This window comes from Amycolatopsis jiangsuensis (genome assembly GCF_014204865.1).
Lineage (GTDB): Bacteria > Actinomycetota > Actinomycetes > Mycobacteriales > Pseudonocardiaceae > Amycolatopsis > Amycolatopsis jiangsuensis.
In genome coordinates, this window is record NZ_JACHMG010000001.1 from 4,500,174 (window position 1) to 4,526,861 (window position 26,688).

At 70.0% G+C, this 26,688-nt stretch carries 28 protein-coding genes; 10 read left to right on the top strand and 18 right to left on the bottom strand.

The window, feature by feature from the left end:
• Positions 1 to 1,071, bottom strand: coding sequence for a glycosyltransferase family 4 protein (locus tag BJY18_RS19995; protein ID WP_312873897.1), 1,071 nt, complete (start codon positions 1,069 to 1,071; stop codon positions 1 to 3).
• Positions 1,072 to 1,295: 224 nt separating this feature from the next.
• Here BJY18_RS19995 and BJY18_RS20000 point away from each other — a divergent pair, with 224 nt between their 5' ends.
• Positions 1,296 to 2,135 carry an inositol monophosphatase family protein gene (locus tag BJY18_RS20000; RefSeq protein ID WP_184781412.1) on the top strand — a complete coding sequence of 280 codons (840 nt, stop codon included), beginning with the start codon at positions 1,296 to 1,298 and terminating at the stop codon, positions 2,133 to 2,135.
• Between the two features lie 277 nt (positions 2,136 to 2,412).
• Here the strand turns inward: BJY18_RS20000 and BJY18_RS20005 are convergent, their stop codons facing one another.
• From BJY18_RS20005 to BJY18_RS20015, 3 genes are all read right to left on the bottom strand, one after another.
• Positions 2,413 to 2,862 (bottom strand): DUF3592 domain-containing protein, encoded by a 450-nt coding sequence (locus BJY18_RS20005; protein ID WP_184781413.1) that lies wholly within the window; start codon positions 2,860 to 2,862, stop codon positions 2,413 to 2,415.
• A 22-nt stretch (positions 2,863 to 2,884) separates the two neighbouring features.
• Positions 2,885 to 4,399 (bottom strand): M1 family metallopeptidase, encoded by a 1,515-nt coding sequence (locus tag BJY18_RS20010; RefSeq protein WP_184781414.1) that lies wholly within the window; start codon positions 4,397 to 4,399, stop codon positions 2,885 to 2,887.
• Positions 4,400 to 4,994: 595 nt separating this feature from the next.
• A complete protein-coding gene (locus BJY18_RS20015) occupies positions 4,995 to 5,561 on the bottom strand; it encodes a TetR/AcrR family transcriptional regulator (protein WP_184781415.1) in 567 nt (188 codons plus the stop codon).
• 87 nt (positions 5,562 to 5,648) lie between these two features.
• Between BJY18_RS20015 and budC the strand changes: the two genes are divergently transcribed.
• On the top strand, positions 5,649 to 6,410 hold the full coding sequence (gene budC, locus BJY18_RS20020) for a meso-2,3-butanediol dehydrogenase (RefSeq protein WP_184781416.1): 762 nt from the start codon (positions 5,649 to 5,651) through the stop codon (positions 6,408 to 6,410).
• 21 nt (positions 6,411 to 6,431) lie between these two features.
• On the top strand, positions 6,432 to 7,385 hold the full coding sequence (locus tag BJY18_RS20025) for an alpha/beta hydrolase (RefSeq protein ID WP_184781417.1): 954 nt from the start codon (positions 6,432 to 6,434) through the stop codon (positions 7,383 to 7,385).
• 261 nt (positions 7,386 to 7,646) lie between these two features.
• On the opposite strand, the gene menD is transcribed toward BJY18_RS20025, so the two are convergent.
• Complete coding sequence (gene menD / locus BJY18_RS20030; RefSeq protein WP_184781418.1) at positions 7,647 to 9,323, bottom strand: 2-succinyl-5-enolpyruvyl-6-hydroxy-3-cyclohexene-1-carboxylic-acid synthase; 1,677 nt, start codon at positions 9,321 to 9,323, stop codon at positions 7,647 to 7,649.
• Positions 9,324 to 9,419: 96 nt separating this feature from the next.
• On the opposite strand from menD, the gene BJY18_RS20035 reads away from it, so the two are divergent.
• The 3 genes from BJY18_RS20035 to BJY18_RS20045 all read left to right on the top strand — a co-directional run bounded on the left by BJY18_RS20035 (position 9,420) and on the right by BJY18_RS20045 (position 12,979).
• Positions 9,420 to 10,343, top strand: a complete 924-nt coding sequence (locus BJY18_RS20035; RefSeq protein WP_184781419.1) for a 1,4-dihydroxy-2-naphthoyl-CoA synthase — start codon at positions 9,420 to 9,422, stop codon at positions 10,341 to 10,343.
• A 20-nt stretch (positions 10,344 to 10,363) separates the two neighbouring features.
• The gene (gene menE / locus BJY18_RS20040) at positions 10,364 to 11,506 is read left to right on the top strand and encodes an o-succinylbenzoate--CoA ligase (RefSeq protein WP_184781420.1); all 1,143 of its coding nucleotides are present in this window, start codon (positions 10,364 to 10,366) and stop codon (positions 11,504 to 11,506) included.
• A 600-nt stretch (positions 11,507 to 12,106) separates the two neighbouring features.
• Positions 12,107 to 12,979, top strand: coding sequence for a 1,4-dihydroxy-2-naphthoate polyprenyltransferase (locus BJY18_RS20045; RefSeq protein WP_184781421.1), 873 nt, complete (start codon positions 12,107 to 12,109; stop codon positions 12,977 to 12,979).
• Between the two features lie 9 nt (positions 12,980 to 12,988).
• Here BJY18_RS20045 and cds1 read toward each other — a convergent pair whose 3' ends face one another.
• The 3 genes from cds1 to BJY18_RS20060 are packed head-to-tail and all read right to left on the bottom strand — an operon-like array spanning position 12,989 to position 14,840.
• Positions 12,989 to 14,065, bottom strand: a complete 1,077-nt coding sequence (cds1, locus tag BJY18_RS20050; protein WP_184781422.1) for an L-cysteine desulfhydrase Cds1 — start codon at positions 14,063 to 14,065, stop codon at positions 12,989 to 12,991.
• A complete protein-coding gene (locus BJY18_RS20055) occupies positions 14,062 to 14,355 on the bottom strand; it encodes a DUF4229 domain-containing protein (RefSeq protein WP_184781423.1) in 294 nt (97 codons plus the stop codon). Before BJY18_RS20055 ends, cds1 begins: the two co-directional genes overlap by 4 nt.
• Positions 14,356 to 14,366: 11 nt before the next feature.
• Positions 14,367 to 14,840 carry an Lrp/AsnC family transcriptional regulator gene (locus BJY18_RS20060; protein WP_184781424.1) on the bottom strand — a complete coding sequence of 158 codons (474 nt, stop codon included), beginning with the start codon at positions 14,838 to 14,840 and terminating at the stop codon, positions 14,367 to 14,369.
• Positions 14,841 to 15,195: 355 nt separating this feature from the next.
• Between BJY18_RS20060 and BJY18_RS20065 the strand changes: the two genes are divergently transcribed.
• Together BJY18_RS20065 and BJY18_RS20070 are read left to right on the top strand one after the other, a co-directional pair.
• A complete protein-coding gene (locus tag BJY18_RS20065; protein WP_072474890.1) occupies positions 15,196 to 15,408 on the top strand; it encodes a BldC family transcriptional regulator in 213 nt (70 codons plus the stop codon).
• A 154-nt stretch (positions 15,409 to 15,562) separates the two neighbouring features.
• Positions 15,563 to 15,745, top strand: coding sequence for a hypothetical protein (locus tag BJY18_RS20070; RefSeq protein ID WP_184781425.1), 183 nt, complete (start codon positions 15,563 to 15,565; stop codon positions 15,743 to 15,745).
• A gap of 11 nt (positions 15,746 to 15,756) precedes the next feature.
• Here BJY18_RS20070 and BJY18_RS20075 read toward each other — a convergent pair whose 3' ends face one another.
• From BJY18_RS20075 to BJY18_RS20105, 7 genes are all read right to left on the bottom strand, one after another.
• Positions 15,757 to 16,332 carry a DUF3558 domain-containing protein gene (locus tag BJY18_RS20075; protein WP_184784730.1) on the bottom strand — a complete coding sequence of 192 codons (576 nt, stop codon included), beginning with the start codon at positions 16,330 to 16,332 and terminating at the stop codon, positions 15,757 to 15,759.
• 79 nt (positions 16,333 to 16,411) lie between these two features.
• Positions 16,412 to 17,014 (bottom strand): DUF3558 domain-containing protein, encoded by a 603-nt coding sequence (locus tag BJY18_RS20080; RefSeq protein ID WP_184781426.1) that lies wholly within the window; start codon positions 17,012 to 17,014, stop codon positions 16,412 to 16,414.
• Between the two features lie 4 nt (positions 17,015 to 17,018).
• Positions 17,019 to 17,504, bottom strand: a complete 486-nt coding sequence (locus tag BJY18_RS20085; RefSeq protein ID WP_184781427.1) for a hypothetical protein — start codon at positions 17,502 to 17,504, stop codon at positions 17,019 to 17,021.
• 110 nt (positions 17,505 to 17,614) lie between these two features.
• A complete protein-coding gene (locus BJY18_RS20090) occupies positions 17,615 to 18,910 on the bottom strand; it encodes a MinD/ParA family ATP-binding protein (protein WP_184781428.1) in 1,296 nt (431 codons plus the stop codon).
• 81 nt (positions 18,911 to 18,991) lie between these two features.
• Complete coding sequence (gene ccsB, locus BJY18_RS20095) at positions 18,992 to 19,975, bottom strand: c-type cytochrome biogenesis protein CcsB (RefSeq protein WP_184781429.1); 984 nt, start codon at positions 19,973 to 19,975, stop codon at positions 18,992 to 18,994.
• Complete coding sequence (resB, locus tag BJY18_RS20100; RefSeq protein WP_184781430.1) at positions 19,975 to 21,582, bottom strand: cytochrome c biogenesis protein ResB; 1,608 nt, start codon at positions 21,580 to 21,582, stop codon at positions 19,975 to 19,977. The genes ccsB and resB overlap by 1 nt, the downstream gene beginning before the upstream one ends.
• Complete coding sequence (locus BJY18_RS20105) at positions 21,579 to 22,352, bottom strand: cytochrome c biogenesis CcdA family protein (RefSeq protein ID WP_184781431.1); 774 nt, start codon at positions 22,350 to 22,352, stop codon at positions 21,579 to 21,581. Before BJY18_RS20105 ends, resB begins: the two co-directional genes overlap by 4 nt.
• A gap of 210 nt (positions 22,353 to 22,562) precedes the next feature.
• Here BJY18_RS20105 and BJY18_RS20110 point away from each other — a divergent pair, with 210 nt between their 5' ends.
• Positions 22,563 to 23,519: a ketopantoate reductase family protein gene (locus tag BJY18_RS20110; RefSeq protein WP_184781432.1), complete on the top strand. Its 957-nt coding sequence runs from the start codon at positions 22,563 to 22,565 to the stop codon at positions 23,517 to 23,519.
• Position 23,520: 1 nt separating this feature from the next.
• Here BJY18_RS20110 and BJY18_RS20115 read toward each other — a convergent pair whose 3' ends face one another.
• From BJY18_RS20115 to hemL, 3 genes are read right to left on the bottom strand one after another with little or no spacing between them, the layout of a single operon-like run.
• Entirely contained in the window at positions 23,521 to 24,102 is a 582-nt protein-coding gene (locus BJY18_RS20115) for a TlpA family protein disulfide reductase (RefSeq protein ID WP_184781433.1), read from the bottom strand.
• The gene (locus BJY18_RS20120; RefSeq protein ID WP_184781434.1) at positions 24,099 to 24,725 is read right to left on the bottom strand and encodes a histidine phosphatase family protein; all 627 of its coding nucleotides are present in this window, start codon (positions 24,723 to 24,725) and stop codon (positions 24,099 to 24,101) included. Before BJY18_RS20120 ends, BJY18_RS20115 begins: the two co-directional genes overlap by 4 nt.
• A 34-nt stretch (positions 24,726 to 24,759) precedes the next feature.
• Positions 24,760 to 26,064: a glutamate-1-semialdehyde 2,1-aminomutase gene (hemL, locus tag BJY18_RS20125; protein ID WP_184781435.1), complete on the bottom strand. Its 1,305-nt coding sequence runs from the start codon at positions 26,062 to 26,064 to the stop codon at positions 24,760 to 24,762.
• A gap of 117 nt (positions 26,065 to 26,181) precedes the next feature.
• On the opposite strand from hemL, the gene BJY18_RS20130 reads away from it, so the two are divergent.
• Positions 26,182 to 26,667: a TspO/MBR family protein gene (locus BJY18_RS20130; protein WP_312873898.1), complete on the top strand. Its 486-nt coding sequence runs from the start codon at positions 26,182 to 26,184 to the stop codon at positions 26,665 to 26,667.
• Positions 26,668 to 26,688: the final 21 nt, after the last annotated feature.

Consider the following 26,688-nt stretch of genomic DNA (forward strand, 5'->3'; position numbering starts at 1 on the left):
TCAAGCCGCGCGTGCGACTCGGCCCTGCACTGCTTCGTAGTGGCCGACCAGTTTCCGGCACACCGCGGGCCAAGTACGGCCCAGCACGACCTTCCGGGCCTTCTCCCCCAGCCGAGCCCGCAGCGCCGGATCCCGCAACGCATCGACCCTGTCGGCCAGCGCGCGGCCGAACTCCTCCCGGTCGGCCGGCAGCAGGTAGCCGGTACGACCGGGCAGAACGAGGTCCTTCGGCCCGCCCGCGTCCGGCGCGAGGACCGGCAGCCCGGACGCCATCGCCTCCTGCACGGCTTGGCAGAACGTCTCGTGCGGACCGGTGTGCACGAACACGTCGAGGCTCGCGTACGCCGTGGAGAGCTCGTCGCCGTACTTCGCGCCGAGGAATGCCGCGCCGGGCAGCCGCTCGCGCAACGCCGGCAGTTCCGGACCGTCGCCGACCACCACCACGCGGATTCCCGGCGTCCCGGCGAGCGTGGTCAGCCGGTCGACTTCCTTCTCCGGGGCGAGGCGTCCGACGAAACCGACCAGCAGTTCACCGTTCGGCGCCAGCTCTCCGCGCAACGCCGGATCCCGGTGCCGTGGCGAAAACCGCGCGACGTCCACCCCGCGGGCCCAGCGGTGCACCCGCGGTACGCCGTGCAGCTCCAGCTGCCGCATCGAATCCGACGACGGGGCGAGCGTGCGGTCGGCGCGCGAGTGCAACCGACGTACCCAGCGCCAGGCAGCGCGGGCGCCGATGCCGAAGCCGTACGACGTGGCGAAGCCTGCGATGTCCGTCTGGTAGACCGCGATCGAGGGCACCCGCAGCCGTCTCGCCGCGGCCAGCCCGCGGGCGCCGACCACGAACGGGGACGCCAGATGCACCACGTCCGGGCCGAACCCGTCCAGCGCGGTCAGCACGGTGCGGGTCGGCAGGCCGATCGGCAGCGAGTGCACTCCCGGCACGTCGAAGGCCGGGATGCGGACCACCGGCGCGCCGCGGTAGGACTCCGGGCCCGGCCCCGGCGCCACCACCAGCACCTCGTGCCCGGCTCCGGCCAGATGCTCGACGATCCGGAGCACGGAGTTCGTCACGCCGTTCACCTGGGGCAGGAAACTTTCGGTGACTATGGCGACTCGCACCCGGTCACTGTCGCACCGGCACGCGCGGGGCGAGCCAATCCCGCGTGACCGCCCGGCCAACTGCCGCCGAACACTGCGCAGCGTCCGCTCGCGGACACCGGCTGTCGATCAATTCGCCACGACATGTCATCTCAAGGTCGTGTGCCGGACACCAGCACGGCCCAGACTAAGCAGGCATGACCCTCTTGTCCTCCCGGCCGTCCCGGCCGGTGGAGCCGGGCCTGCTCTCGAGGGCACTCGAGGTGGCGGGCCGGCTGGCGAACGACGCGACCGACGTGATCACCGCGACGGCGGGCCGCGGCGCGCACCCGGCGACGCTGGAGTCCCCGTTCGACTGGGTCACCGACACCGACCGGATCCTGGAGCGGCACACCCGGCGCGTGCTGACCGCGGAGTTCCCCGGTATCCCGGTCGTCGGCCACGAGTTCGGCGCGGACCACGGCGCGGACGTGGCCGAGTACCGCTGGGTGGTGGATTCGGTGGACGGCACCGCCAACTACGTCGCCGGGGTGCCGTGGTGTGCCTACAGCCTGGCGCTGGTCGACGCGTCCGGTCCGGTGGTCGGCGTGGTCGCCGATCCGTACCGGGCACAGATTTACGCCGCCGCCCGCGGCCGAGGCGCGCGCGCCAACGGCAAGCCGGTCCGGCTCACGGACCGGCCGGGTACCGCGGGCGCGATCGTCTGCACGGAGCTGGCCCGCAAGGGTCCGTGGCCAGGAATGGGCGAGTTCATCGAACGTGCCGCGGCCGCGCACGCCGGAGTACGGGTGCTGGGTTCGGCCGCGTTGTCCATCGCGCAGGTCGCCCTCGGGCACGCCGCGGCCGCGGTGCTGCACAGCTATCACGAATGGGACGTCGCGGGCTCGGTGGCGATGGCGATCGAGGTCGGCGCGGTGGTGCTCGACAAGCACGGCGAGGACACCGCCCTGCCCACTGACGGCCTGCTGGTGGCCGCGCCGGGAGTGGCCGACGAGGTGCTGGGCTGGTGGCAGGAAACCGCCACGGCCGGCAGCTGAGCCGCGCTGTCGTGCCGGAACGCCGCCCCTTCCGGGATCGGAGGAACCTGCCGTGCCCGAATACCTGATCCGTCCGCAGGGGCTGCCGCCGACCAGTGGTCGTGAAGCTGACCTACTTCCGCACCGACCTGGCCGACCTGCCGGTGCTGCATGCGGTCCGCGACGAACACCTGGATCCGGCCCGGCCTCCGGCCCCAGTTCTCTAGTGCAGGTGGCCGGGCTGATCGACCCGCGGTTCCGCGTGGTGATCGAAGCACTGGCCGCGCTCTGAGGACCGTCAGGCAGGCACCGGCTCGTCCGCGCGGTCGCGGTGGATCAGCCGCCGCAGCCACCACAGCGCCGGGCCGGCGACCAGCCAAATCACCAGCACCGTGACGCCGAGCGGCAGCAACGTCAACGTGGCCGTGCGGCCGGCCACCCTCGCCAAATCGGGGTTGGTGCCGTCGTACTCGATGAGCACCAGCTGGCCGGCGGCGAGGCCGGACGGGTAGAGCACCCCGGTGGCCGGGCTGTGCACGATGCCGTCCGGGGTCTGGTACTGGATGATCGTGCGGTCGAAGGCCACCGATTCCACGGTGGCGGTCGCCGTGCCCGGATGCGCCTCGATCGCGTTGTCGTTGCGGAAAGCGGCGAACAGCAGGGTCACGCACATCACGGTGAGGAGCGAGGCGACACCGAGCACGGCGATCCAGCCGATGCGCCTCGCCCGCTCACTCCTCCTGCTCACGCCGCGAGCGTAGCGGTACCGCTCAGTGCCGGTGCTCCGTGGCGAGCAACCGGTGGTTGGCCTGGATCTGGTCCCAGGACTTCGGCTTGGCCGCCGCCGCGTGCGCGGTCCTGGCCGCGGCAGCACCGTTCGGACCGGCCGCCGGTTTCCCCGCCGTGTAGAGCCAGGTCTGGAACAGCTCGTGCAGCGGCTTGCCGGACACCTTCTCCGCCAGCGCGATGAACTCCTGGATCCGGCCGTCCTTCCCGGCCTTCTCCACCTGCCAGTCCTTCAAAATCGTGAAGAACGCGTCGTCGCCGACGGTCGTGCGCAGCGCCTGCAGCGTCAGCGCGCCGCGGTCGTACACCGCGCTGTCGAACTGGTTGTCCGCGCCCGGATCCGCGGGCACGACCTTCCACAGGTCGGCGTCGGCGGCGTTGGAGTCGTAGGTGTACTGCGCGAGTTCGGCGACGGTGCCCTCGCCCTCGTGCTCGGACCACAGCCATTCGGCATAAGACGCGAAACCCTCGTTCAGCCAGATGTCGCTCCAACGCCCGAGCGAGACGTTGTCGCCGTACCACTGGTGCGCGTTCTCGTGCGCGATCAGCGTGGTGTTGGCGCCGGAGGTGAAGTTCTTCAGCCCGTACGTGGGCCGGGTCTGGTTCTCCAGCGAGAAGCTGATGCCGCTGGTCACCACACCGCCCTCGGCCTCGAACGGGTAGGGCCCGAACTGCGAGGCCAGGAACGCGTTGATCTCCGGTGTGCGCTCGACGCTGGCCTCGGCGGCGCCCCGGGAGTCACCGAGGTCCGTTCCGTAGGCGGTGATGAACGGCTTGCCCTCGGGCGTGGTGGACTGGCGCACGTCGTACTTCCCGACGATGAACGAGGTCAGGTACGTCGCCTGCGGATGCGTGCTGCGCCAGTTCCAGCGCGTCCAGCCTGCCCGGCTCTTGGTCGTGCGCACGAGCGAGCCGTTGGTGATCGCGGAAAGCCCGTCCGGCGCCTCGATCGACACGTCGAAGGTGGCCTTGTCGGTGGGATGGTCGTTGGAGGGGAACCACCACTGCGCGCTCTGCGGTTCGTCCACGCCGAGCGCGCCGAAGTCGCCGTGCTTCCAGCCGTTGAGCCCGTCGACCTGCTCGGTGGACGGGGTGTCGGAGTACTTCACGACGACGGTCGCGGTCTGCCCCTTGGCCAGCGCCTCGGCCGGGGTGACCACGAGCTCACCGTTGCCGTCGGAGTTCGTGAACTGCGCCGGCCGGTTGTTCACGAGCACGCTGGAAGCCTTCAGCGCGAAGTCGAGGTCGAAGCGCGACAGGTCCTGCGTGGCGGTGAGCAGCAGGGTGGTGGTGCCGGACAGCAGATCGGTCTCCGGCTGGTAGCTCAGCCGGATGTCGTAGTGCAGCACGTCGGTGCCGCCGTTGCCGGCGTTCGGGTAGTACGGATCGCCGGCCCCGGGTGCCCCCGGCTCGGGTGCGGCACTCGCGGTGGTGGCGAGCAGCACGGACGCGACCCCGGCCGCGAGCACCCCGGCTCCGGCACGAGTTCTCGATCGCATGATTCCTCCTGGGAAGTGAGCAGCGCGCTCGAACGTAGCCACGCCGGCGTTGCCCAGATACGTCCGAAGGAAGGTTTCCAACCACTGGGAACGGCCGCCCAGCCCAACACGCCGGCCGCTTATCCTCGTACGCCTCGTCCGGACCTTCGGAGAGAGCCGCCACTCACGCAGCGCACCGGCGCCCCCCACACGCCCCGAACGCCCCCTCCGGCTCACCAGGGAGAGCGGCCGGCCAACCTAACGCACCAGCCCACCTGCCTCATGCCCCCTGAACGCCTCGTCCAGGTCAGCGGAGAGAGCGGCCGGTCAGCCCAGCACGCCGACCACCCGCCATAAGTCCCTCGAACGCCTCGCTCAGCCCGCCGGAAACGCCGGCCACTCAACCCAACGCGCCCAGCCATCCTCCGCAGCCCTCGGAGACCTCGTGCGGCCCGCTGGGAGACGATCGCTCAACTCAGCGCGCCGGGCACCCTCCGCCGGCCCTCGAACACCTGGCCCAGTCGCCGGAACGCGGCCGCTCAACCCAGCACGCCGGCCACCCTGCGGAAACCCCCGAACGCCTCGTCCAGCTCAGCCCGCCGGAAACACCGGCCACTCAACCCAACGCGCCGACCACCGCCCGCAAGTTCTCGAAGACCTCGTCCAGCACGTCGGCCAGCTCGACGTCCGAGTCCTCCCGCCACCGGTCGGTCGCGATACCGAACGCGTGCCACCCCACCTCCGCACACAGCTTCGCCGTGCGGTCGTCCACGCCGCGGGCACGCAACGCCTCGAAACAGCACGTGACCAACGCCGCGGTCTTGGCCAGCGCGCGCTCCTGCAGCGCCGGATGCGTGGCGATCACCCGCATGCGCGGTTCGGTCTGCGGGCGGCCGGCGACGAGCAGCGGCACCACGTCATGGAAAGCGGCGTGCAACGCGGGCAAGGGCTCCACGCCTTCCGGAACCGCGGCGATCGCGGCGGCGATGCGTTCGCCGAACTCTCCCTCCTCGTCGAACAACACCTCCCGTTTGTCGGCGAAATGCCGGAAGTACGTGCGCTCGGTGACCCCGGCGCGGGCGGCGATGCTCTCCGCCGTCGTCTCGTCGAAGCCGTTGTCCAGGAAAAGCTCGACCGCGGCGTCCTTCAGCCGCTGCCGCACCAAGTCCACGCCTCTGGGCATGCCTCGAGATTAGCACACTTGCGTCAGTGACTGACAGGGCGTACTGTCAGCGGCTGACAGTCAGTCACTGACAGCGCGAGGGGTTCCATGCATTTCGAAGGCACAACCGCAATCGTCACCGGCGCCAGCTCCGGCATCGGGGCGGGCATCGCGCGGCGGTTCGCCGAGGAGGGCGCGAATGTCGTGATCGCCGCCCGCCGCAAGGAAAAGCTCGACGAGCTCGCGGCCGAGCTCGGCCCGGAGCGGGTGCTGGCGGTCGCCGCGGACGTCACGCAACCCGGCGACGTCCAGGCGATGGTCCGGGCCGGCGCGGAGCGGTTCGGCGGAATCGACGTGCTGGTCTCCAACGCCGGATTCGGCCGGCTGAAGCCGTTCGAAGAGACCACGCCAGAGGACTGGCGGCTCGTGATGAGCACCGACCTCGACAGCTGCTTCTTCGGTGCACAGGCAGCGCTGCCGTATCTGAAGCAGAGCAAGGGCAGCATCGTCCAGATCGCGTCCGCATCCGGTCTCGGCGGGGATCGCCTGCTCACCGCGTACAACGCGGCCAAGGGTGCGGTCGTGAACTTCACCCGCGGCCTCGCCATGGACCTCGGACCGCACGGCATCCGGGTGAACGCGGTCGCACCGGCGCTGACGATCGGCGAGGAGCACCGGCAGCTGCCCGGGATCGACCAGCTGGCCGAGCGGTTCGACCGTCGCCGGGCGCTGCGCGGCCACTCCACCCCGGCCGACATCGGTGCCGCGGTCGCCTTCCTCGCCTCCGCCGACGCCCGGTGCATCACCGGCACCGTCCTGCCCGTCGACGGCGGGATCACCGCCGCCAGCGGGCAACCCGACCTGTTCTGATTTCGCCCGAAAGGATTCTCGATGATCGACCCCGAAGTCGCGGCCGCGATCGCCGCGTTGCCCAAGAACTCCAAGGGAACCCTGCTGGACTACAGCGACATCCCCGCGCTCCGCGAACAGTTGCGGGCAGCCGCGGCGGCTGCCGAGACGCCACCACAGGATCCCCGGGTGGCCGTCGAAACCCTGCTCCTCGACCGGGTGGACGGATCACAGCTGGCCGTGGTCCTCTACCGGCCGGTGGACGGACCCGAGACACAGCCGGCGATTCTGTGGTTCCACGGCGGTGGCCAGGTCCTCGGCGGCGAGCCGCACCACGACGCCGAGTACCTCACCTCCCTCGCGCTCGCATGTGAGTGCGTGGTCGCCGCGGTGGACTACCGGGTCGCCCCGGAGACCCCGGCACCCGGCGGTGCGGAGGACGGCTACCTGGCCTACACCCACCTGTGCAAGCACGCCGCCGACCACGACCTCGACCCCACGCGGATCGGTCTCGCCGGGGCGAGCGGCGGTGGCGCGCCCGCCACGGTCACGGCGTTGATGGTGCGCGACCGCGAAGCGCCGGTGCCACGGGTGCTGTCGCTGCTCTACCCGATGCTCGACGACCGCAACGAGACCCCGTCGAGCCACGAGGTGACCGATATCGGGGTGTTCGACCGCCAAGAGAACCTGTACGCATGGGCCGCCGTACTGGGTGACCGAGCCGGAGCACCTGACCTGCACCCGTACTGCGCCCCGGGACGAGCCACCGACCTCAGCGGCTTCCCGCGCACCTTCCTCGCGGTCGGCCAGTACGACGTGTTCCGAGACGAGAACATCGACTTCGCGCGGCGCCTGATCGCTGCAGGTGTATCCGTAGACCTCCACGTCTACGGCGGCGCCGTACACGCCTGGGACCGCTTCGCCCCGGAAACCGCCCTGGCCCGCACCTTCGCCCAGACCTGGCACAACTCCGTACGACACAGCCTCCACGCGTGAGGCTCAGCTATGCGCAACCGCCTCCGCCGTCCGACGGCCGTGCAGCCCCCGACGATAACTCCGGCCCACCCCAACCCCCACCACACACAAGCCCGACCGGTCGCCACCGACGTATCAGCCGACCCACCCGCCTACAGCGGCACCAGGCACGCTCTTGCACGCCAAGCGCGCCCAGAACCCCTTCACGCCACAAACACCCCGGCCCACACCTTCCAGCAGACCTGGCACAACCCCCTACGACACAGCCTCCACCGGTGGAAGTCAGCTATGCGTAACCGCCTCCGCCACCGCCGCCCGAAGGCGACCGTGCAACCCGCGATGGCGGGTCCGGTCGACCCGGACCTCCACCACACGCAGGCCCGGCGCCGGGCGCAGCGCGGCCCGGAACTCCGGCAGCGTCTCGGCCAGCACGTACGGCACGCGATACCCCGCGCACAACGCGCCGAGGTCGGCGCCGTGCGGGGTGCCGAAAACGCGTTCGAAACTGGCCGCGTGCTCCGGGGCGCCCTGCTCCAGCAGCGAGAAGATGCCGCCACCGTCGTCGTTCAGCACCACGATGGTCAGGTCCGGGCGTTGTTCGGCCGGGCCGGTGAGCAGGCCGGACGCGTCGTGCAGGAAAGTCAGATCACCCAGGAACGCGTACGAGGGTGCCCGGTGCACGGTGGCCGCGCCGATCGCGGTGGACACCGTGCCGTCGATCCCGGCCACGCCCCGGTTGCGGTGCACCAGCACGTCCGGGCGCAGCTGCCCGGCCAGCGCCACGTCACGCGTCGGATTGGAGGAGCCCACCACCAGCAGCGCGCCCTCGGGCAGCGCGTCTACCAGCTCGGCCGCCATCCGCAGCCCGCTCGGCCACGGTTCACCGGCCAGCGTCTCCGACACCGCCCGCGCCGCGGCCGCGTCGGCCCGCTTCCAGCCGGCCAGCCACTCCGGGTCGGCCGGTTTGGTCGGCTCGGCAAACCACTGCCCGACCTGGCGCACGTTGTGCGCAGGCGCCGGCCAGTCCGAATCCGGCCGGACCAGCAGCACCTCCACGGCCGGGTCCGAAAGCACCTTCTGCACCTGCCGGAACACCGTCGGCCGGCCGAGGCACAGCACCTGCTCCGGCCGGTGCCTCGAGATGAACTCCTCCACGCCGAGCAGCCAGGCGCCGGACGAGATCGCCGTGCCGCCGGAAAGGCCGAGCCCACCGGTCTCCGACACCACCGGCCAGCCGTGCTGTTCGGCCCATTCACTCGCCGCCTGCGCACCGGTGTCGCAGGCGATGACCAGCCCGTGCCGCGCCGAGGGCACCACGAACGAGGGCAGCGCGCCGAAGTCGGGCAGCTCGGTCCAGCGGGCGCCGCCCGGGCGGCCCTCCAGCGATTCGAACCACTCGCCGTCGTCGTCGAGGTCGGGCACCAGCGGATCGCGGAACGGGATGTTCAGGTGCACCGGACCGCAGCGCCATTCGCCGTACGCCGCGTTCCACGCGCGGCAGATCTGGCTGCGCCAGTAGGAATTCTGACCCGCCCGGCGTTCGCCGACGGCCAGCTCGTCGAAGTACCGCACCGCGTCGCCGTAGAGCTGGTACTGGTCGATCACCTGGCTCGCCCCTGCCGCACGCAGCTCCGGCGGGCGGTCGGCGGTGAGCACGATCAGTGGCACGCCTGCCCGGTCGGCCTCCAACACGGCCGGGTGGAAGTTCGCCGCCGCGGTACCGGAGGTGCAGATCACCGCGGCAGGCCGTCCGGTGCGCGCGGCGATGCCAAGCGCGAGGAAGGCCGCACCGCGTTCGTCGATGCGCACGTGCAGCTGGACCCGTCCGGCGGCGGCCGCGTCGTACAGCGCGATGGACAGCGGCGCGTTGCGGGAGCCCGGGCACAGTACGACGTGCGAAACGGTGTTGCGGACGAGTTCGTCGACGATGACCCTGGCCTGCGCGGTGGAAGGGTTCACCGGCAGACCCCCGGTACCGCGCCGTCGGGCGTGCTCTCCCCCGCGGAGGCGGCATCGAGCACAGCGATCATGTCCACAGGTCCTATTCTCCCAAACGTGGATGACACCCGAGTTTCCGAGCTGTTCGACCCGGCCGTGTGGACCGCGATCGACGGTTTCGACTTCACCGACATCACCTACCACCGCTCCCGCGACAACCGCTCCGGCAAACGGGTGGTCCGCATCGCCTTCGACCGGCCCGAGGTCCGCAACGCCTTCCGGCCGCACACCGTCGACGAGCTGTACCGGGCACTCGATCACGCCCGGATGAGCTCCGACGTCGGCTGCGTCCTGCTCACCGGCAACGGCCCGTCACCGAAGGACGGCGGCTGGGCCTTCTGCTCCGGCGGTGACCAGCGTATTCGCGGACGGTCCGGGTATCAGTACGCGAGCGGGGAGACCTCCGACACGGTCGACCCGGCGCGGGCCGGCCGGCTGCACATCCTGGAGGTGCAGCGGCTCATCCGGTTCCTCCCGAAACCGGTGGTCGCCGTGGTGCCGGGCTGGGCCGCGGGTGGCGGGCACTCGCTGCACGTGGTGTGCGATCTCACCATCGCCTCGGCCGAGCACGCGCGCTTCAAGCAGACCGACGCCGACGTCGGTTCGTTCGACGCCGGCTACGGTTCGGCCGGGCTGGCCCGGCAGGTCGGGCAGAAGTTCGCCAGGGAGATCTTCTTCCTCGGCCGGGAGTACACCGCCGAGCAGATGCATCGGATGGGCGCGGTCAACGAGGTCGTCCCGCACGCGTCGCTGGAGGAGGTGGCGGTGGACTGGGCGTGGACGATCATCGGCAAGTCGCCGACCGCGCAGCGGATGCTGAAGTACGCCTTCAACGCGATCGACGACGGTCTCGTCGGGCAGCAGCTCTTCGCCGGCGAAACCACCCGGCTGGCCTACATGCAGGACGAGGCCGTGGAGGGCCGGGACGCCTTCCTGGAGAAACGGGATCCGGACTGGTCCGGCTACCCGTACTACTACTGATTCCACGAGGAGGCTGGCTCGTGCGTGTGGTGTGGCTGGACGGCAGCGCCGCGGCGATCGCCGCGCTCGACGAAGCGGTGGCTGCCGCGCTGGACGGCGGCGAAGCGGTGCTGCCGCTGAACGCCGCGGACCCGTCCGCGCAGTCGCTGCTCGAAGCGATGTCGCCGGAGCAGGCGATCGAGCCGGACACCGCGGTGGTCATCGCCACGTCGGGGTCCACGGGCGCGCCGAAGGGAGTGCTGCTCTCCCCGCACGCGCTCACCGCGTCCGCGACGGCGACCCACGCTCGTCTCGGTGGCCCCGGTCACTGGTTGCTCGCCACGCCCGCGCACTACATCGGCGGCCTGCAGGTGCTGATCCGCGCGCGACTCGCGGGCACCAAGCCGGCGTTCCTGACCGGCGAAGGCTTCCGTACGGATGCCTTCGCGGTAGCTGCCGCGCCGGTGCTCGCCGAAGCGGGCCCGCGGTACACCGCGCTGGTGCCAACCCAGCTCGTACGTCTCCTCGACGACGGCGGTGCCGGTCTCGCGGCGGCGAAGGCGTTCGACGGAATCGTGCTGGGTGCAGCGGCAACGTCGCCCAAGCTGCGTGCGCGTGCCCACGAAGCCGGCGTGCGGATCGTGCCCGCGTACGGCATGAGCGAGACCGCCAGCGGCTGCGTGTACGACGGCCTTCCGCTCGACGGCGTGCGCGTGGAGCCGGACGCGAGCGAGCGTCTGTGGATTGCCGGCGACGTGCTCGCCCACGGTTACCGGCTCTCCCCCGAACTGACCGCCGAGTCGTTCCGCGACGGCTGGTTCCGTACGTCCGACCGCGGCCGGTTGTTGCCGGACGGGCGGGTCGAGGTGCTGGGCCGTGCGGACGACGTGATCAATACCGGAGGTGTGAAAGTCTCCGCCGCAGCCGTGGAGCGGGTGCTCGGCGGCTGCCCCGGCGTCCGCGACGCCTGTGTGGTCGGCCTGCCGGACCCGGAGTGGGGCGAGGCGGTGGTCGCGCTGGTCGTGGCCGGGCAAGCCGACCCGGACGGCCTGCGTGCCGCCGTCCGCGCCGAACTCGGCGCCGCGGCCACCCCGAAACGGGTGGAATTCACCGCAGAACTGCCACTGCGAGGTCCGGGAAAGATCGACCGCACTGCCGTACGCCACCATCTCGCCGCCACCTGACCTCCGGCGCCGAGCCAAACCGGACCAGGCCAAACCAGACCGACCAGGCCAAACCGAGCCGGACCAGACCAAGCCGAACCGAGCCGGACCAAGTCGAACCGAGCCGAACCGTGCCCAGCCAGACCGAGCCGGAAGGTGCCAGACCAAGCCGAACCGAGCCGGACAGTACCCAGCCAGACCGAGCCGAGCCGAACCGCGCCGGGCCGAGCCAAACCAACCAGACCAAGCCGGACCGTGCCCAACCAGACCAAGCCGGACCGTGCCCAGCCTGACCGAATCGGGCCGAGCCGGCGGGGCGCGTTACCCGTCTGCCGCAACAACCGCGCCCGTCCCCACCCCACCGCCAAAGCCGCCGGCCCACGGCGCAGCCCCGCCGTTGCGGTCAACCCCACCGCACGAGCCGCCCGCCCGCGCGCACCTGCCACCACCAACCGCAGCCGCACCAACCACCGACGTTCCGCACCATCGCAACACACCCGGGGACCCACACCGCGTTGCGACAACCCCACGACTCCGTCCCCACACGTGCCTGCACCTCCGGAAACAGCCCGCCCCAGCCTCGCCGAACGGGTGACAGGCGCATGGCGTTGAATATCGGGCATGGCGACAGTCAGTGAATGGATCGAAGGTGCCCGGCCGCGCACGCTGCCCAACGCGATCGCGCCGGTCGTGGCCGGGGTGGGGGCGGCCGTCGCGCTCGACGCGTTCTCCTGGTGGCGTTCGGTCCTGGCTCTGCTCGTCTCCCTGTCGCTGATCATCGGCGTGAACTTCGCCAACGACTACTCCGACGGGATCCGCGGTACCGACGAGAACCGGGTGGGCCCGCTGCGGCTCGTCGGCTCGGGTACCGCGGCGCCGAAGGCCGTGCTGGCGGCCGCTCTCGCCTGCCTCGGCCTCGCCGGCGTCCTGGGGCTGCTGCTCGTCGCGTTCAGCGGATACTGGTGGCTGCTCGCGATGGGCGCGCTGTGCATCCTCGGCGCGTGGTTCTACACCGGAGGAAGCAAACCCTACGGCTACCACGGCCTCGGCGAGCTGGCGGTGTTCATCTTCTTCGGCCTGGCCGGGGTACTGGGCACGGTGTACGTCCAGGCCGGCCGCGTGAGCTGGGCCGGAGTGGGCTTCGCGGTGGCTGTCGGCTGCTTCTCGATGGCCGTGCTGACCGCGAACAACCTGCGTGACATCCCGACCGACCTGGAGACCGGCAAGCACACTCTCGCGACCCGTATCGGCGACCGCGGCACCCGCCGGGTGTACGTGACGCTGGTGTCCGTGCCGTACGTGCTCACCGTGGTCCTCGGGATCTGGCACCCGCTGCTGCTCATCGCCCTGATCACGGCTCCGATGCTGCTCAAGTCCGTCCGCGCGGTCGGCGGCGGGCAGCAGGGCCGTGCGCTGATCCCGGCGCTTCGCGACACCGGGCTGGCCATGCTCGCCTGGGCCGTGCTCAGCGCGGTGACCCTCGCCCTCAGCTGAGCCGGAAGGTCAGCCGTCGAACCGGCCGGTCAGCAGGAACTCGTCGAACCGCGCACGGTACGGCGCGAGGTCGATCTGCTGTGCCGCCAGCCATTCGTCGGAGTAGTAGGTGTTGGCGTAGCGGTCGCCGCCGTCGCAGAGAAGGGTGACCACCGAGCCGGCCTGGCCCTCGCTCACCATCCGGGAGATCAGCCGGAACGCACCGTAGAGGTTGGTGCCGGTGGAACCGCCCGCCCAGTGCCCGGTGCGCTCGCGCAGCAGCCGGATCGCGGCGAGCGAGGCCGCGTCGGGGACCTGGATCATCTCGTCGATCACGCCGGGCACGAACGAGGGTTCGCAGCGCGGCCTGCCGATCCCCTCGATCCGCGACGGCATCCCGGTCGCGTAGTCCATCGCCCCGGTCTCCCAGGCACCGAAGAACGACGAGTTCTCCGGGTCGACCACGCAGACCTTGGTGGTGTGCCGCTTGTAGCGCACGTACCTGCCGAAGGTCGCGCTGGTTCCACCGGTGCCCGCGCCGACGACGATCCAGCTAGGTACCGGATGGCGTTCCGCACGCAGCTGCGCGAACACCGACTCGGCGATGTTGTTGTTGCCGCGCCAGTCCGTCGCGCGCTCGGCGTAGGTGAACTGGTCGAGGTAGTGCCCGCCGGACTCCGCGGCGAGCCGTTCGGCCTCCGGGTACATCGCGGGCGCCTCGTCGACGAAATGGCATTCGCCGCCGTAGAACTCGATGAGCGCGATCTTCTCCTTGCTGGTGCGCCGCGGTACCACCGTGACGAACCGCAGCCCGAGCATGCGGGCGAAGTAGGCCTCCGAGACCGCGGTGGACCCGCTGGAGGCCTCGACCAGCACCGTGTCCGGTCCGATCTGGCCGTTGACCAGGCCGTAGAGGAACAGCGAGCGCGCCAGCCGGTGTTTGAGCGAACCGGTCGGATGCACCGACTCGTCCTTCAGGTAGAGGTCGACGCCCCATTCCGGGGGCAGCGGGAACACGTGCAGGTGGGTGTCGGCGCTGCGGTTGGCGTCGGCCTCGATGATCCGGACCGCTTCCCGCACCCAGGCACGGCTGTGCGTACGGCTCATGAGGCGCGGTCGTCGGCCTCGGAGTGGTCGCCGCGCAGCTGCGCGCGCAGCTGCGCCCGAGCGCGGGCGCGGGACTCGTTGCGCTTGGCCAGCCCGGCGGTGACCCGCTGGTTGAGCCCGCGGAAGAGCAGCAGCCCCAGCGGGAGGCCCACCACGAGACCGATCAGCAGGGCGACCAGCAACGGCACCCCGACCAGCGTCAGTACCCAGGCGACCACGGCCACGAGCGCGAACCGCGCGATCAGGTAAACCGTCAGGTCACGGGGCAGGTGGTCCGGGGCAGCACTCACATCGAAGCAGGCTACGCCCCGCCGACGGACTCCTCGTCCAGGCCCGCGTTGTTGGGCCGGCTCTCGAACCGGGTGGAAAGCACCACGGTGGTGTTCGTGCGTCCGACGCCCGGGATCCGGCGCAGGCGGCCGAGCGTGAGCTCCAGCTCGTCGACGGTGGACACGCGCACCTTCACCACGTACGCCTCGTCGCCGGCCACCGCGTAGCAGCTCTCCACTTCCGGCAGCTCACCGAGCGCCGTGGCGACGTCGTCGTCGGTGGCGGTGTCCGTGGGATGGATGCCGACCAGCGCGGTGACGCCGAGACCGACGGCGTTGGGATCGACCGTCGCGTGGTAGCCGGTGATCACGCCCGCGGCTTCGAGCTTGCCGACCCGCTCGTGCACCGACGACGCGGACAGCCCGACGGCCCGGCCCAGGTCGGCGTAGGTGGCCCGCCCGTTGATCCGCAGCGCCGCGATGATCTTCCGGTCCAGCTGATCCACCGGGTCATTATGCGCACCACCGGACGGGCTGGCCCGGGCGGCCTGGAATGTCTCCTGTGTCACAGCCCCGGGCGGAACTCGCCCGCCGCGGCGACGGCGTTGGCGACCGCTTTACCCGGCCGATCCGCGGGCGTTCGACGTAAGTCCTGGTCAGAGGGTTCCTGTCCGGGCGGGCAGAGGGTACGGAGAGCGCCGAGATTATGTCCCTTTTGCACTTTAAGGGCTCTTTACCCAACGACAACCGTTCGAGTACCCGACGGGTGAAGTGCCACGATTGCCGTGTTGACATCCCGGCGCGACGGGCGAACGGCCCGATGCCTCCGGTATAGCAGGTAGGTCGTTAAGGAGGCGGAAAATGACCGCGACCATGGGCGGACGGTTGCTCACCCCCGGCGAGGTGGCCGCACTGTTCCGGGTGGACCCGAAGACGGTCACCCGCTGGGCCACCGCGGGCCGGATCGGCTCGATCCGGACCCCGGGCGGACACCGCAGGTTCCGCGAGTCCGAGGTGAACGAGCTGCTGGCCGAGCTCACCACGGACGCGAGCGAGCCGGCGCGCAAGGCCTGAGGCACGCATTCGGAAAAAGGGTCGTGAGTGGTAAGAGGTGCAGCCGAGCACCGCTTACCGGTCACGACCCTTCGTGCGTTCCCGGGTTCGCGACACATCCGAAGTTTCGGGCTAACCTGGGGTGCTGGCAGCCTGCCCGACGGAAGGACCCGGCATGATTGCTCTGCTCGCAGCCGTGGGCGCGATCACCATCGTCGTCCTGTTGTGGCGCGTGCTGGGCGCCGAACGCATCCAGGTACCGCAACGCCGCCCACCCCTGGCCCCGGACGACGACCCGGACTTCCTCCGCAAACTCTCCGAACAACAGCTCGACCACCGCCCGGACGAGGAGTCCTGACGACCGAGTGCTCAGGCCCCCGACTTAAGTGTGGTGACTGCCGCTTCGGCAACCTTCGTCACCAATGAACAGGGATCGCTGTAGTCCTGCGAGCTTTGGTCGAGAAGGGCCGAGACCGTGAAAACCTCGTCATTCTTCACGCCAACGGCAATCTGACACCCACCACTCTTGCGGTCATCCGAAACACCTGCGAACGCAGCCGGGTAACCGGCAACGTCGGGCGCCACCTCGAAATAGCCGGCGCCCGCGTCGACACTGTTCTTGTAGGTGGTGGCCAGCCCGCCTTGCCCGGGAAGAAACCCGAGGCCGACGCTGTTGTCAGCGCTGTCGTACCACGAGCATCCGGGTGCGACAGTGCCACCTCCTTCCCTGCTCCGCACAGCCGCGAATATTTGTTGTGCTTGCGTTTCGGTGAGGGCAGAACAGGGATGCTGGTCGAATTTGGTCGTGTCCAGCGGAGTGGTCACCTGCGGCACCTTGGGCCCAGTACTGGACGGCGACGCAGGTACGTTGTCGGAACTTCCCGAACTGCCGCTCCCAGGGCTGGCGGAACAAGCCGCCGCAACGACGAGCAAGAGGCCAGTCATCGCGGCGCGGGTGATGTTTCGAGTCACCGGGTCATCCTTGCTTCTCGAGCCCGTCAGGATCCCGTAACGGGCTGACGACTCAGGCCCCCGCCTTGAGCGTGGTGACTGCCGCTTCGGCAACCTTCGTCACCAATGAACAGGGATCGCTGTAGTCCTGCGAGCTCGTTCGGAGACGACTGGAAACGGTCAGAACCTCGTCGTTCTTGATGCCAACGGCAATCTGGCATCCACCGCTCTTGCGGTCGTCATGAACGGCGGAAAACGCGGCCGGATAACCGGCGACATCGGGCGCCACTTCAAAGTAGCCGGCACCGGCATCAATGCTGTTCTCATAGGTGGTGGCCAGCCCACCTTGCCCGGGGAGAAAGCCCAGACCGACGCTGCTGTTGTCGCTGTCGTTCCAGGTGCACAAGGGTGCGACTGTGCCGCCGCCTTCCCTGTTGCGTACGGCTGCGAATACCTCCGTGACTTGCGCCTGAGTGAGGACAGAGCAAGGGTGCCGCTCGTATTTCGTGGCGTCCAGCGGATTGGTCACCTGCGGCACCTCGAGCCCAGTACTGGAGGGCGATGCAGGTGCGCCACTCGAACTTGCCGGGCTGGACGTACCCGGCGTGGCGGAGCAGGCCGTGACAACCAGCAGGAAAAGGCCGACGGCTGCGGCGCGGGTGATGGGTTGGGTCACCGGGTCATCCTTGCTTGTCGAGTCCGTCAGTATTCGCCTGGTCCTGCTGCTCGTATTTGGCGATCGCCTGCTTCAGCTGGTCTGCGTAACCTTGTGCATACGCCTGCTGCTGAGCGAGGCTGTCGATATAGGCGTCAGCATGCCGGTCGGCGGCCTGCTTTTGTAGCGTGCTGCCCGGATCTTCGGCAGGCTGCGCCACGTTTCGCAACTGCTGCGCGGTGCCTATCATGTCGTCGAGATCGTCCGCGATGCTCTGCCAATCCGGGAGCAGGGACTTCATCGCGTCGATGTCCATCCTGAAGCCGCCACCGGCGGCAGCGGCGTTGACCTTGGCGTCCTCGGCGGCGCGCTGCTGGTAGATGTGCGTGCCGGTCGAGTTCATGGCCTCGTTGTACTGCTTGTCCTGCCGGTCACGCAGGGCCTGCTCCTCCGGGCTGAGATACCCGGCGCGGCCACTCGGCTGCTCGCTTTCCGCAGACTGCCCACCCACGACAACGCTCCCCTTTGCCTCGTGCTCCCGGCAATACTGTCTGCAACTGCCGACACTCCGGCCGAGAGTAATCGGTCAGAACCGCGCGCGGGGGCCGAATGACCCGAAGTTCAGCGGTACTGCTGTCCCCCGAAGCCGTCGGCTACGGTGGCGGCCAGTTCCAGCAGGGCCAAGCGGGTGTCGGCGGCCAGGCGTTCCAGTTCGACTTCCGCGCCTTCTTCCAGGTGGGGGTCGAACGGGATGCGGCAGACCGAGCGGACCTTCGCGCCGAAGTGCGCGGACAGTTTGTCCAGGTCGACCGAGCTGCCCTTGGGGCGGACCGAGTTGATCACCACCACCGAGCGTTTCACCAGGTCGCCGTAGCCGTGCGCTTCCAACCAGTCGAGGGTGGCCGACGCGCTGCGTGCGCCGTCGACCGAGCCCGACGAGACCACCACCAGCGAATCGGCCACGTCGAGGACGCCCTTCATCGCCGAGTGCATCAGGCCGGTGCCGCAGTCGGTGAGCACGATGTTGTAGAAGTGCTCCAGCAGGTTCACCGTGCGCCGGTAGTCGGTCTCCGAGAACGCCTCCGACACCGCCGGATCCTGTTCGCTGGCAAGGATTTCCAGCCGGCTCGCGCCCTGTGAGGTGTAGGACCGCACGTCGCTGTAACGGGTGATCTTGTCCGCGTCCCGCAACAGGTGCCGCACCGTCGCGGTGGTCTCGATGGCGATCTTCTGCGACAGGGTGCCGCGGTCAGGGTTCGCGTCCACGGCCACCACCCGGTCCCCGCGCAGCGACGCGAAAGTGGAACCCAGCGTGGTCGTGGTGGTGGTCTTGCCGACGCCACCCTTCAGCGACAGCATCGCGATCTTGTAGCAGCCACGCAGGGGCTGGTTGACGCGGGCGATCAGCTCACGACGGCGCGTGTCGGCCGGGCTCTCGCCGGGATTGATCAGCTTGCCCGAACCCCGGTACAGGACCTTGCGCCAGCCGGACTGCGGGGTGCGCTTCTGCTGCTTGACCAGGTGCGCCGTGGACAGCTCGTCCGGCCCCGGCGCCCCACCGGGCTGCGGCAACCCAGGCGGCGGACCCGGCTGACCCGACTGACCCGGCGGCGGACCCGGGTTCGGCACCGCCCCCGGCGGTGACTGCTGGTAACCCGGCGGGTACCCCGGCTCGGGCTGCAACGGCGGCAGGTTCTGGTCGTACCCGCCCGGCTGCGGGTAGCCCTGCGGCTGCGCGGCACCGGGCGGCGTGGCGTACGGGTTCGGCTGGACGACCTGCGTCGGCTGCGCGTCGTAGGGTCCGCTGCCCGGGTGCGGCGCCGAATCGGTGCGCTGCTCGGAGAACAGCTCGGCCGCCGGTTCCTGGGCCTGCTCGGGCTGCGGCCCCCCGGCAGCCTCTTCACTGGGTCCGGTCACCGTGCCAACCTCCCGCGTCTGTCGAGTACCCCGAGGACGACGGTAGTCGCAGAAGCCGGGAGGGATCCGGTGGACCCCCGCTCAGTTCACCCCTGCGTAGGAGTGCAGTCCGGCAGTCACCAGGTTGACGAAGAACAGGTTGAAGATCGTCGCCGCGAACCCGACGACGTTGATCACCGCCGCACGGGTTCCCCGCCAGCCCGCGGTGGCCCGCGAGTGCAGATAGGCGGCGTAGATCACCCACGCGATGAAGGCCACCGTCTCCTTCGGGTCCCAGCCCCAGAACCGGCCCCACGCCGCCTCGGCCCACACCGCGCCGCACAGCACGCCGAAGGTGAAGATCGGGAACGCGACGATGGTCGCCCGGTAGGAGATCCGGTCCAGCACGTCGGCGGCGGGCAGCTTCGGACCGAACTTCGGGAACTTCGCCGAGTCACGGTCGTGGGCGGTGCGGAACAGGTACAGCACGCTCGCCACACCGGGCACCAGGAACACACCCGAGCCGATGATCGCCGCCGACACGTGGATGTAGAGCCAGTAGGACTGCAGTGCGGGCACCACCGGCGCGGCCACCGTGTAGAGCAGCGTGCCGTTGATGAACATCAGGATCACGACCGGCGTCAGCAGGAAGCCGGTGAGGTGGCGGACCGGGAACTTCCGGATCACGACGAGCCAGGCGACGACGGTGATGAAGGTGACCGCCATGCCGTACTCGTACATGTTGCCCCACGGCGCGCGGTGCACCGCGAGGCCACGCAGCACGATCGCGGCCAGCTGCAGCACCGCGCCGAGCACCAGCAGCGCCGCGCCCATCCGGCCGATCCGCTCCGCGCGGCCGACCGCCTTCGGCGGCTCGGGGGTGGCCGGGAGGTCGGCGTCCTCCAGCTCGACGTCCGGGCCGCCCGCACCGGCCAGCACCTTGTGCCGGCTGCGTTCGGCGGCCCGCCGGCCCTTCGCCCCGAAGGCCTGTTCGAACAGCGAGAGGAGCAGCGCCAGCACATAGATCGCCACCGTGGTGGTGTAGAGCAGGTCGCTGTACTGCGAGAGCGTCTCGTTGATCTCCATCAGCTGCCTTTCCGGCCCGTGACCAGCCGTTCGCTGATCCGCTGGAACTCTTCGCCATACCCGGCTTGGTCCGTGCGCGCGAGCCCGGCGACCTCGATCACGGTACCCGCGTGGTCCTCGTCACCCGGGCGCACCCGTACCCACACCCGGCGCCGCTTGACCAGCAGGGACGCCCCCAGCCCCGCGAACATCACGATGGCGAAGCCGAGCACGTACCCCTGCGTGGGGTCGTGCGAGATCTGCAGGTTCACCCACCGGTTGACGCCGTCGAAGCGGATCCGGGTGCCGTCGTCGAGCTTCAACTCCTGCCCGACCGCGAGGTTCTGCCGGGCGACGCGCTTGAGCCGCCCGTCGGCCACCCGCGACTGGTCGACCTCGAACACCGACTGCCCGCGGCCGGCGTCCAATCCGAGGTCGCCGCGCAGCACGTCGACCGCCACCATCGGGTTGTTCAGCTGCGGTGCGCTGGACGTGAGCACCCCGCCGTGCACGAACGAGGTCGGCGCGAGCAGTCCGGTGATCGCCAGTTGCCGGGTTCGCCGCTGGATTTCGTCGGTGACGCCGGGCGGATCGAACTTGGTGGCACCGTCGGACAGCATGGTGGCCTGGTTGCTGTAGCGCCATTGGGTGTTCTGGGTGCGCTGCTGCCCGTCCGGGAAGGTCACCGTGAACCGCGGCGAATATCCGTTGCCCAGCAAGTACACCCGGTCGCCCGCGGTCCGCAGTGGATCGTTGACCTGCAGGTTGTAGGGCTTCCAGGTATCGGTCTGCAGATCTTCGCCGGACTGGTACTGGATGTTCGAGTGGTAGTAGTCGGCTTCGCCGGAGGGCGCGTAGTGCGCGGTGAAGTCGTCGACCTGCACGCAGAACGGGTCAAGGTGCGTGCCGTCGACGGTGAGGCCCGCCTCGAACGAGTCGTAGTTGTAGATGCCGGAATTGCAGAACTGGCCGCCGTCGGCCTGCACGATGACCTGGCCCTCGTAGCTGTAGAGCTTGCCGAGGGCGAAGAAGATGATCAGGCCGAGCATTCCGAAGTGGAACAGCAGGTTGCCGGTCTCGCGCAGGTATCCGCGCTCGGCGGAGACGCTGAACCCGCCGTCTTCTTCGTCGCGCTCGACCTTCCGCCAGCCGGACAGCTGCTTGCGCACGTCCTCGCGGATCGTCTCCGGCGTACGCGAGGTGCGTGCGATGCGGTGGTGCGGCATCCGCGCGAGCCTGCGCGGCGTCAGCACCGGCTTGGCCCGCATCTGCTTGACGTACTCGAAGCTGCGCGGCGTGAGGCAGCCGACGAGCGAGATCATCAGCAGCAGGTAGATCGCGGAGAACCAGACGCTGGAGTAGACGTCGAAGAACTCCAGCTTGTCCAGCAGCGTTCCCCACCAGCCGTGCGCGGAGATGTACTCGTCGACCTTGCCGACGTTCAGCCGCCGCTGCGGCAGCAGGGCGCCGGGCAGCGCGGCGAGCGCGAGCAGGAACAACAGCACCAGCGCGGTGCGCATCGAGGTGAGCCCGCGCCAGGTGTTGCGCAGGAAGGCCAGCACCTGCCGGCCGCGCGAGGGCCGGTACGGGTGCCGCGGGTTCTCCGGCGGTGCTTCGGTCGTGGTCACAACGGCAGCTCGAGATCGGAGGCGACGGAATTGCGCAGCCAGCCCATGACATCTCCCCACAATCCGGTGACCAGCAGGACGCCGACGACCAGCAGCAGCCCGCCCCCGATCAGCTGCACGCGGCGGCCGTTGCGGCGGAGCCAGTCGGTGGCCCGCACGGCCCAGCGGGCGCCGAGGGCGAGCAGCAGGAATGGCAGGCCGAGGCCCAGGCAGTAGACGAGCACCAGCAGGTACCCGCGCGCCGCGGCCCCGCCGGTGGCGCTGGCGAGGCTGGTGACCGCCGACAGCGTGGGCCCGATGCACGGCGTCCAGCCGAGCCCGAACACCGCACCGAGCACCGGCGCGCCCCACAGCCCGCCACCGGGCACGCGGTGCGAGCGGAACTCGCGCTGCAGCCCGGGAATCCAGCCGAGGAAGACCAGCGCCATGGCGATGGTCAGCACCCCGCCGATGCGTTGCAGGAGGTCCTGGTTGACCAGCAGCGTGTCGGCGAGCCAGACGAGCGTGCCCAGCGTCGCGACGAACACCACGGTGAACCCGAGCACGAACAGGCCCGCCGCGCCGAGCACGGCGTAGCGGCCCTTCTTGCGGTCCTCACCGGCCCGCACCGCCGGGGCGTCCGCGCCGACCAGCGCCGCGAGGTAGGCCAGGTAACCCGGCACCAGCGGCACCACGCACGGCGACGCGAACGAGATCGCGCCCGCCACCAGCGCCACGCCCGCGGCGAGCAGCAGCGGTCCGGAGATCGCCAGCTCGGACACGGAGTTCACGTACCTGAGGGTAGGCAGTGAGCTGGGTGTGAGACCGGCGGGTCCGGTTCACGGGACCTACGCCACGCCCGTGCGGGACCTTCGTCCCGGCCGGGATCTCCGGGAATCTCGTCACGATCACGACACCTGGGCCGGCGCCGCTCCTCGTTGACAAGTGGAGCATACTTTTTGAGGTGGAGACAGTCTCCACTTCGTCCTCGGAGGTGCGGCGTGAAAGTCCTCATGTTCGGCCGGGGCGTGATCGCCGCCAGCTACGGCTGGGCCCTGCACCAGGCAGGACACGAGGTCGAGTTCTACGTCCGGCCGGGCCGCGCAGCGGCGTACGGGGACGCGATGGACCTCGAACTGCTCGATCTGCGGCGCCGGACGCTGGGCGAGCGCGTCGTCGCGAAGTGGCCGGTGCGTTACCGCGAGGCACTGGCACCGGACCACGACTTCGACCTGATCGTGCTGAGCGTGCCGCACTACCACCTCACCGAGGCGGCGGACTTCCTGGCGCCGCGCATCGGCAACGCCACCGTGCTGGTCTTCGGCAACGTCTGGGACGAGCCGACGGCCGCGATCGGCGACCTCCCCCTTGCCCAGGTCGCCTGGGGATTTCCCCAAGCGGGCGGCGGTTTCGGCGAGGACGGCGTGCTCCGCACGGTGCTGCTGCGGTCGGTCGTGTTCGGCACCTTCGGCAGGCCGCCGACCGAATGCGAGCGGACCGCGCGCCGGGCGTTCGGCGAGGCCGGCTTCCGGATCACGGAGAAGACCGATTTCCGCGGCTGGCTGTGGCTCCATTTCGTGTCGAACGCCGGCCTGCACTCGCAGGGCGTACGGCTGGGCTCGCTGGCCAGGCTGGCCGGGTCGACCGCCGACCTGCGCGAGGCGGTGCGGACCGGCCGCGAGCTTCTGCCCCTCATCGAGGCGCGGGGCGTCGACCTCGAACGCCATCGTGGCCAGGTGCGGCAGCTTCGCGCGCCCAGCTGGCTGACGGCCCGCCTGCTCGCGTGGTTGACCGTCCACTTCGAGCCGGTGCGGGCGAATTTCGCGGCGCACTCCGACCCCGCGGCCCGGGAGCCGCGGGAGATCTGCCGGGACACCCTGGCCGAGGCACGGCGGCTGGGCATCGCGGTACCGCGGCTGGAGGCGGCGGAACCGGAGTGGCGGCCGGCGACCGGGTGAGCTACTTCTCGTCGACGAGCTTCCGCACCAGCGGCGTGAGGTCCGACGACAGCACCGTGCGCAGGAACACCGCCGCCACCCGGTGCTGTTTGTCCAGCACGATCGTGGACGGGATGATGTTGCGCGGATATCCGGAGAGCCGCAGCAGCACGCGGCCGGAGGGATCCCAGATGGACGGGTAGGTCAGCGCACGGTCCCGCACGAAGTCCTGTGCCACCTCGCGGGCCGGATCCCGCACGTCCAGCCCGATCAGCGCGCCGCCGAGCGGCTGGATCTCCTTGCTCGCCTTCTCCAGCTCCGGCGATTCCGAACGGCACGGGCCGCACCACTGGCCCCACAGGTTGATCACCACCGGCTTGCCGGGGAAATCCTCGATCGAGAGCTGCTTGCCCTCGTGCATCAGATCGTCACCGGCCAGCGTGGGTGCCTTCTGCCGCTGGTCGATCGGGTAGGTGATGTCGACCTGGCCACCCGGCGAGACGAACGTGAACGTGCCGCCCTGCTCCACCGCGTCCTTGCCGGTCGAGCAGCCGGCCACGACGAGCGCGGCCGCCAGCAGCACCCCGATCGCCCGCTGCTTCATGCGCCGGTCACCTTCGGATCGGTGCTGCCCGCGGGCTCGCTGTAGACGATCTCGATCAGCTCTTCGCCGTCGAACACCAGGCTGGTCAGCGACGCGAGTGAGCACTGCCGCTGCCGCGGGTCGTGCCACATCCGCTTGCCCTCCAGGAACCGCCGCAGCGTCCAGATCGGCAGCTGGTGTGACACGCACAGCGCTTCGCGGCCTTCGGCCTTCTCGCGCGCACGGTGCACCGCGCCGACCATGCGGTGTGCGATCTCCACGTACGGCTCGCCCCACGACGGCTTGAACGGGTTCACCAGGTGCGGCCACGCCTTCGGCTGCCGCAGCGCGCCGTCGCCTACTGCCACGCGCTGGCCTTCGAAGATGTTCGCCGCCTCGATCAACCCCTCGTCGGTGGCGATGTCGAGGCGATGCCCCGCCGCGATCGGCGCGGCGGTCTCCTGCGCACGTTGAAGCGGCGAAGCGACCACGTACGCGAGGTCATGGCCCGCGACAGCCTCGGCGACGGTGAGGGCCTGCCGCTGTCCACGTTCGGACAGCCGGTAGTTCGGCAGCCGGCCGTAAAGGATCTTGTCCGGGTTGTGAACCTCACCGTGGCGCAGCATGTGCACGACCGTTGTCATGACGCCTCCGCGGGAAAAAGTACGTCAGCGGTGGTCACTGCTGCACCGCCTCTGCCGCAGCGCGCGCTGCTGCCGGGAGAGCCGCTTCGATGACGCCGAACGCTTCGTCGTCCATCGCAGCGTTCACGAACCACGCCTCGTACGCGCTGGGTGGCCCGTACACGCCGGCATCGAGCAGCGCGTGGAAGAACGGTGCGAAGCGCCAGGTCTCCGTGGCTTGCGCGTCGGCGTAGTTGCGTACGGGGCTTTCGCCGAAGAAGACGCTGAGCAGGTTGCCCGCGTACTGCACGGTGTGCGCGACACCCGCTTCGGTCAACGCCGCGTCGAAGAGGTCGCCGAGACGCTTCGCGTTGGCATCGAGCTTCGCGTACACAGCGTCGTCGGCTTCGCGCAGCGTGGTGAGGCCCGCGGCGACTGCGACGGGGTTACCGGAGAGCGTGCCCGCCTGGTAGACCGGGCCGCCAGGCGCCAGCTTGGCCATCACATCGGCACGGCCACCGAAAGCGGCGGCGGGAAGACCGCCGGACATGACCTTGCCGAAGGTGTACAGGTCGCCGGCCACTCCGTCGAGGCCGAACCAGCCCGCACGCGAGACGCGGAAGCCGGTCATCACCTCGTCGACGATGAACAACGCGCCGTGCTCGTGCGCGAGGTCGCGCAGTCCGGCGTTGAACCCGGCGTCCGGCGCGATCGCACCCATGTTGCCCGCGGCGGCCTCGGTGATCACCGCGGCGATCTGCCCCTCGTTCTCTGCAAAGGACTGCCGGACCGCGGCGAGGTCGTTGTAGGGCAGCACGAGCGTGTCCGCCGCCTGCGCGCCGGTGACCCCGGGCGAGGTGGGCAGGCCGAGCGTGGCGACGCCGGACCCCGCCTGGGCGAGCAGCGCGTCCACGTGCCCGTGGTAGCACCCGGCGAACTTCAGGATCTTCGGCCTGCCGGTGAAGCCGCGCGCGAGCCGGATGGCGCTCATCGTGGCCTCGGTACCGGAGTTGACCAGCCGGACCTGCTCGACCGGCGCGACCCGGCCGATGATCTCCTCCGCCAGCTCGACCTCGCCGATCGTCGGGGTGCCGAAGGAGAGCCCGCTCGCGGCGGCCTCCCGTGCGGCCGCGACGACCCGCGGATGCGCGTGCCCGAGAATCATCGGCCCCCAGGAGGAGACCAGGTCGACGTAGCGGTTGCCGTCGGCGTCCCACAGGTGGGGGCCTTCGCCGCGGACCATGAACCGCGGCGTGCCGCCGACCGAGTTGAACGCCCGCACCGGCGAGTTCACCCCGCCGGGGACGGCCGTTTTCGCACGTTCGAACCAACGCTTGGACTGCTCGGTGCCAGTGCTCACCTTCCCAGTCTCGCAAATCCACCCGATCGGTGTCGGCCCCACCCGCCGCGGCGCAGGTCCGGCGAAATCAGCACCTCAGCCGGTACTTTGACGGGATCGCGCAGCGGAGGAGGAGACGTGACGGCGCCCACTCACCGGCGGAACCCGTGGGTCATGCTCGTGGCGTTCTTCTGCCTGGTCGCCGTGGTCGCGCTGGTCGGCTCCCTCGCGGCCACCGCCGCGCCGGAGATTTACGCCCGGTTCACCGTGCCGTCCTGGGCCCCGCCCGCGGACTGGTTCGGTCTGGTGTGGACGGTCATGTACGCGGTGCTCGCGCTGGCCGGCTGGGCCTACTGGCGCACCGACGGGGAGACCCAGGGCTTCGCCCTCTACGGCATCGGCCTGCTGCTCAACCTGCTCTGGTCGCCGCTGTTCTTCGCCGGCGGCTCGACCCGGCTGGCCTGCGTGGACATCGTGCTGCTCGACTTCTTCGTGCTGATGACGGTCGGCCTGTTCTACCGCCGTTCCCGCGCCGCCTCGTTGCTGCTGCTGCTCTACTTCGGCTGGCTCTGCTACACGACCGCGCTGAACGTCGCGATCATCGCGCTCAACGACGTGGGCTGACGCCGGCGGTACGACGTCCAG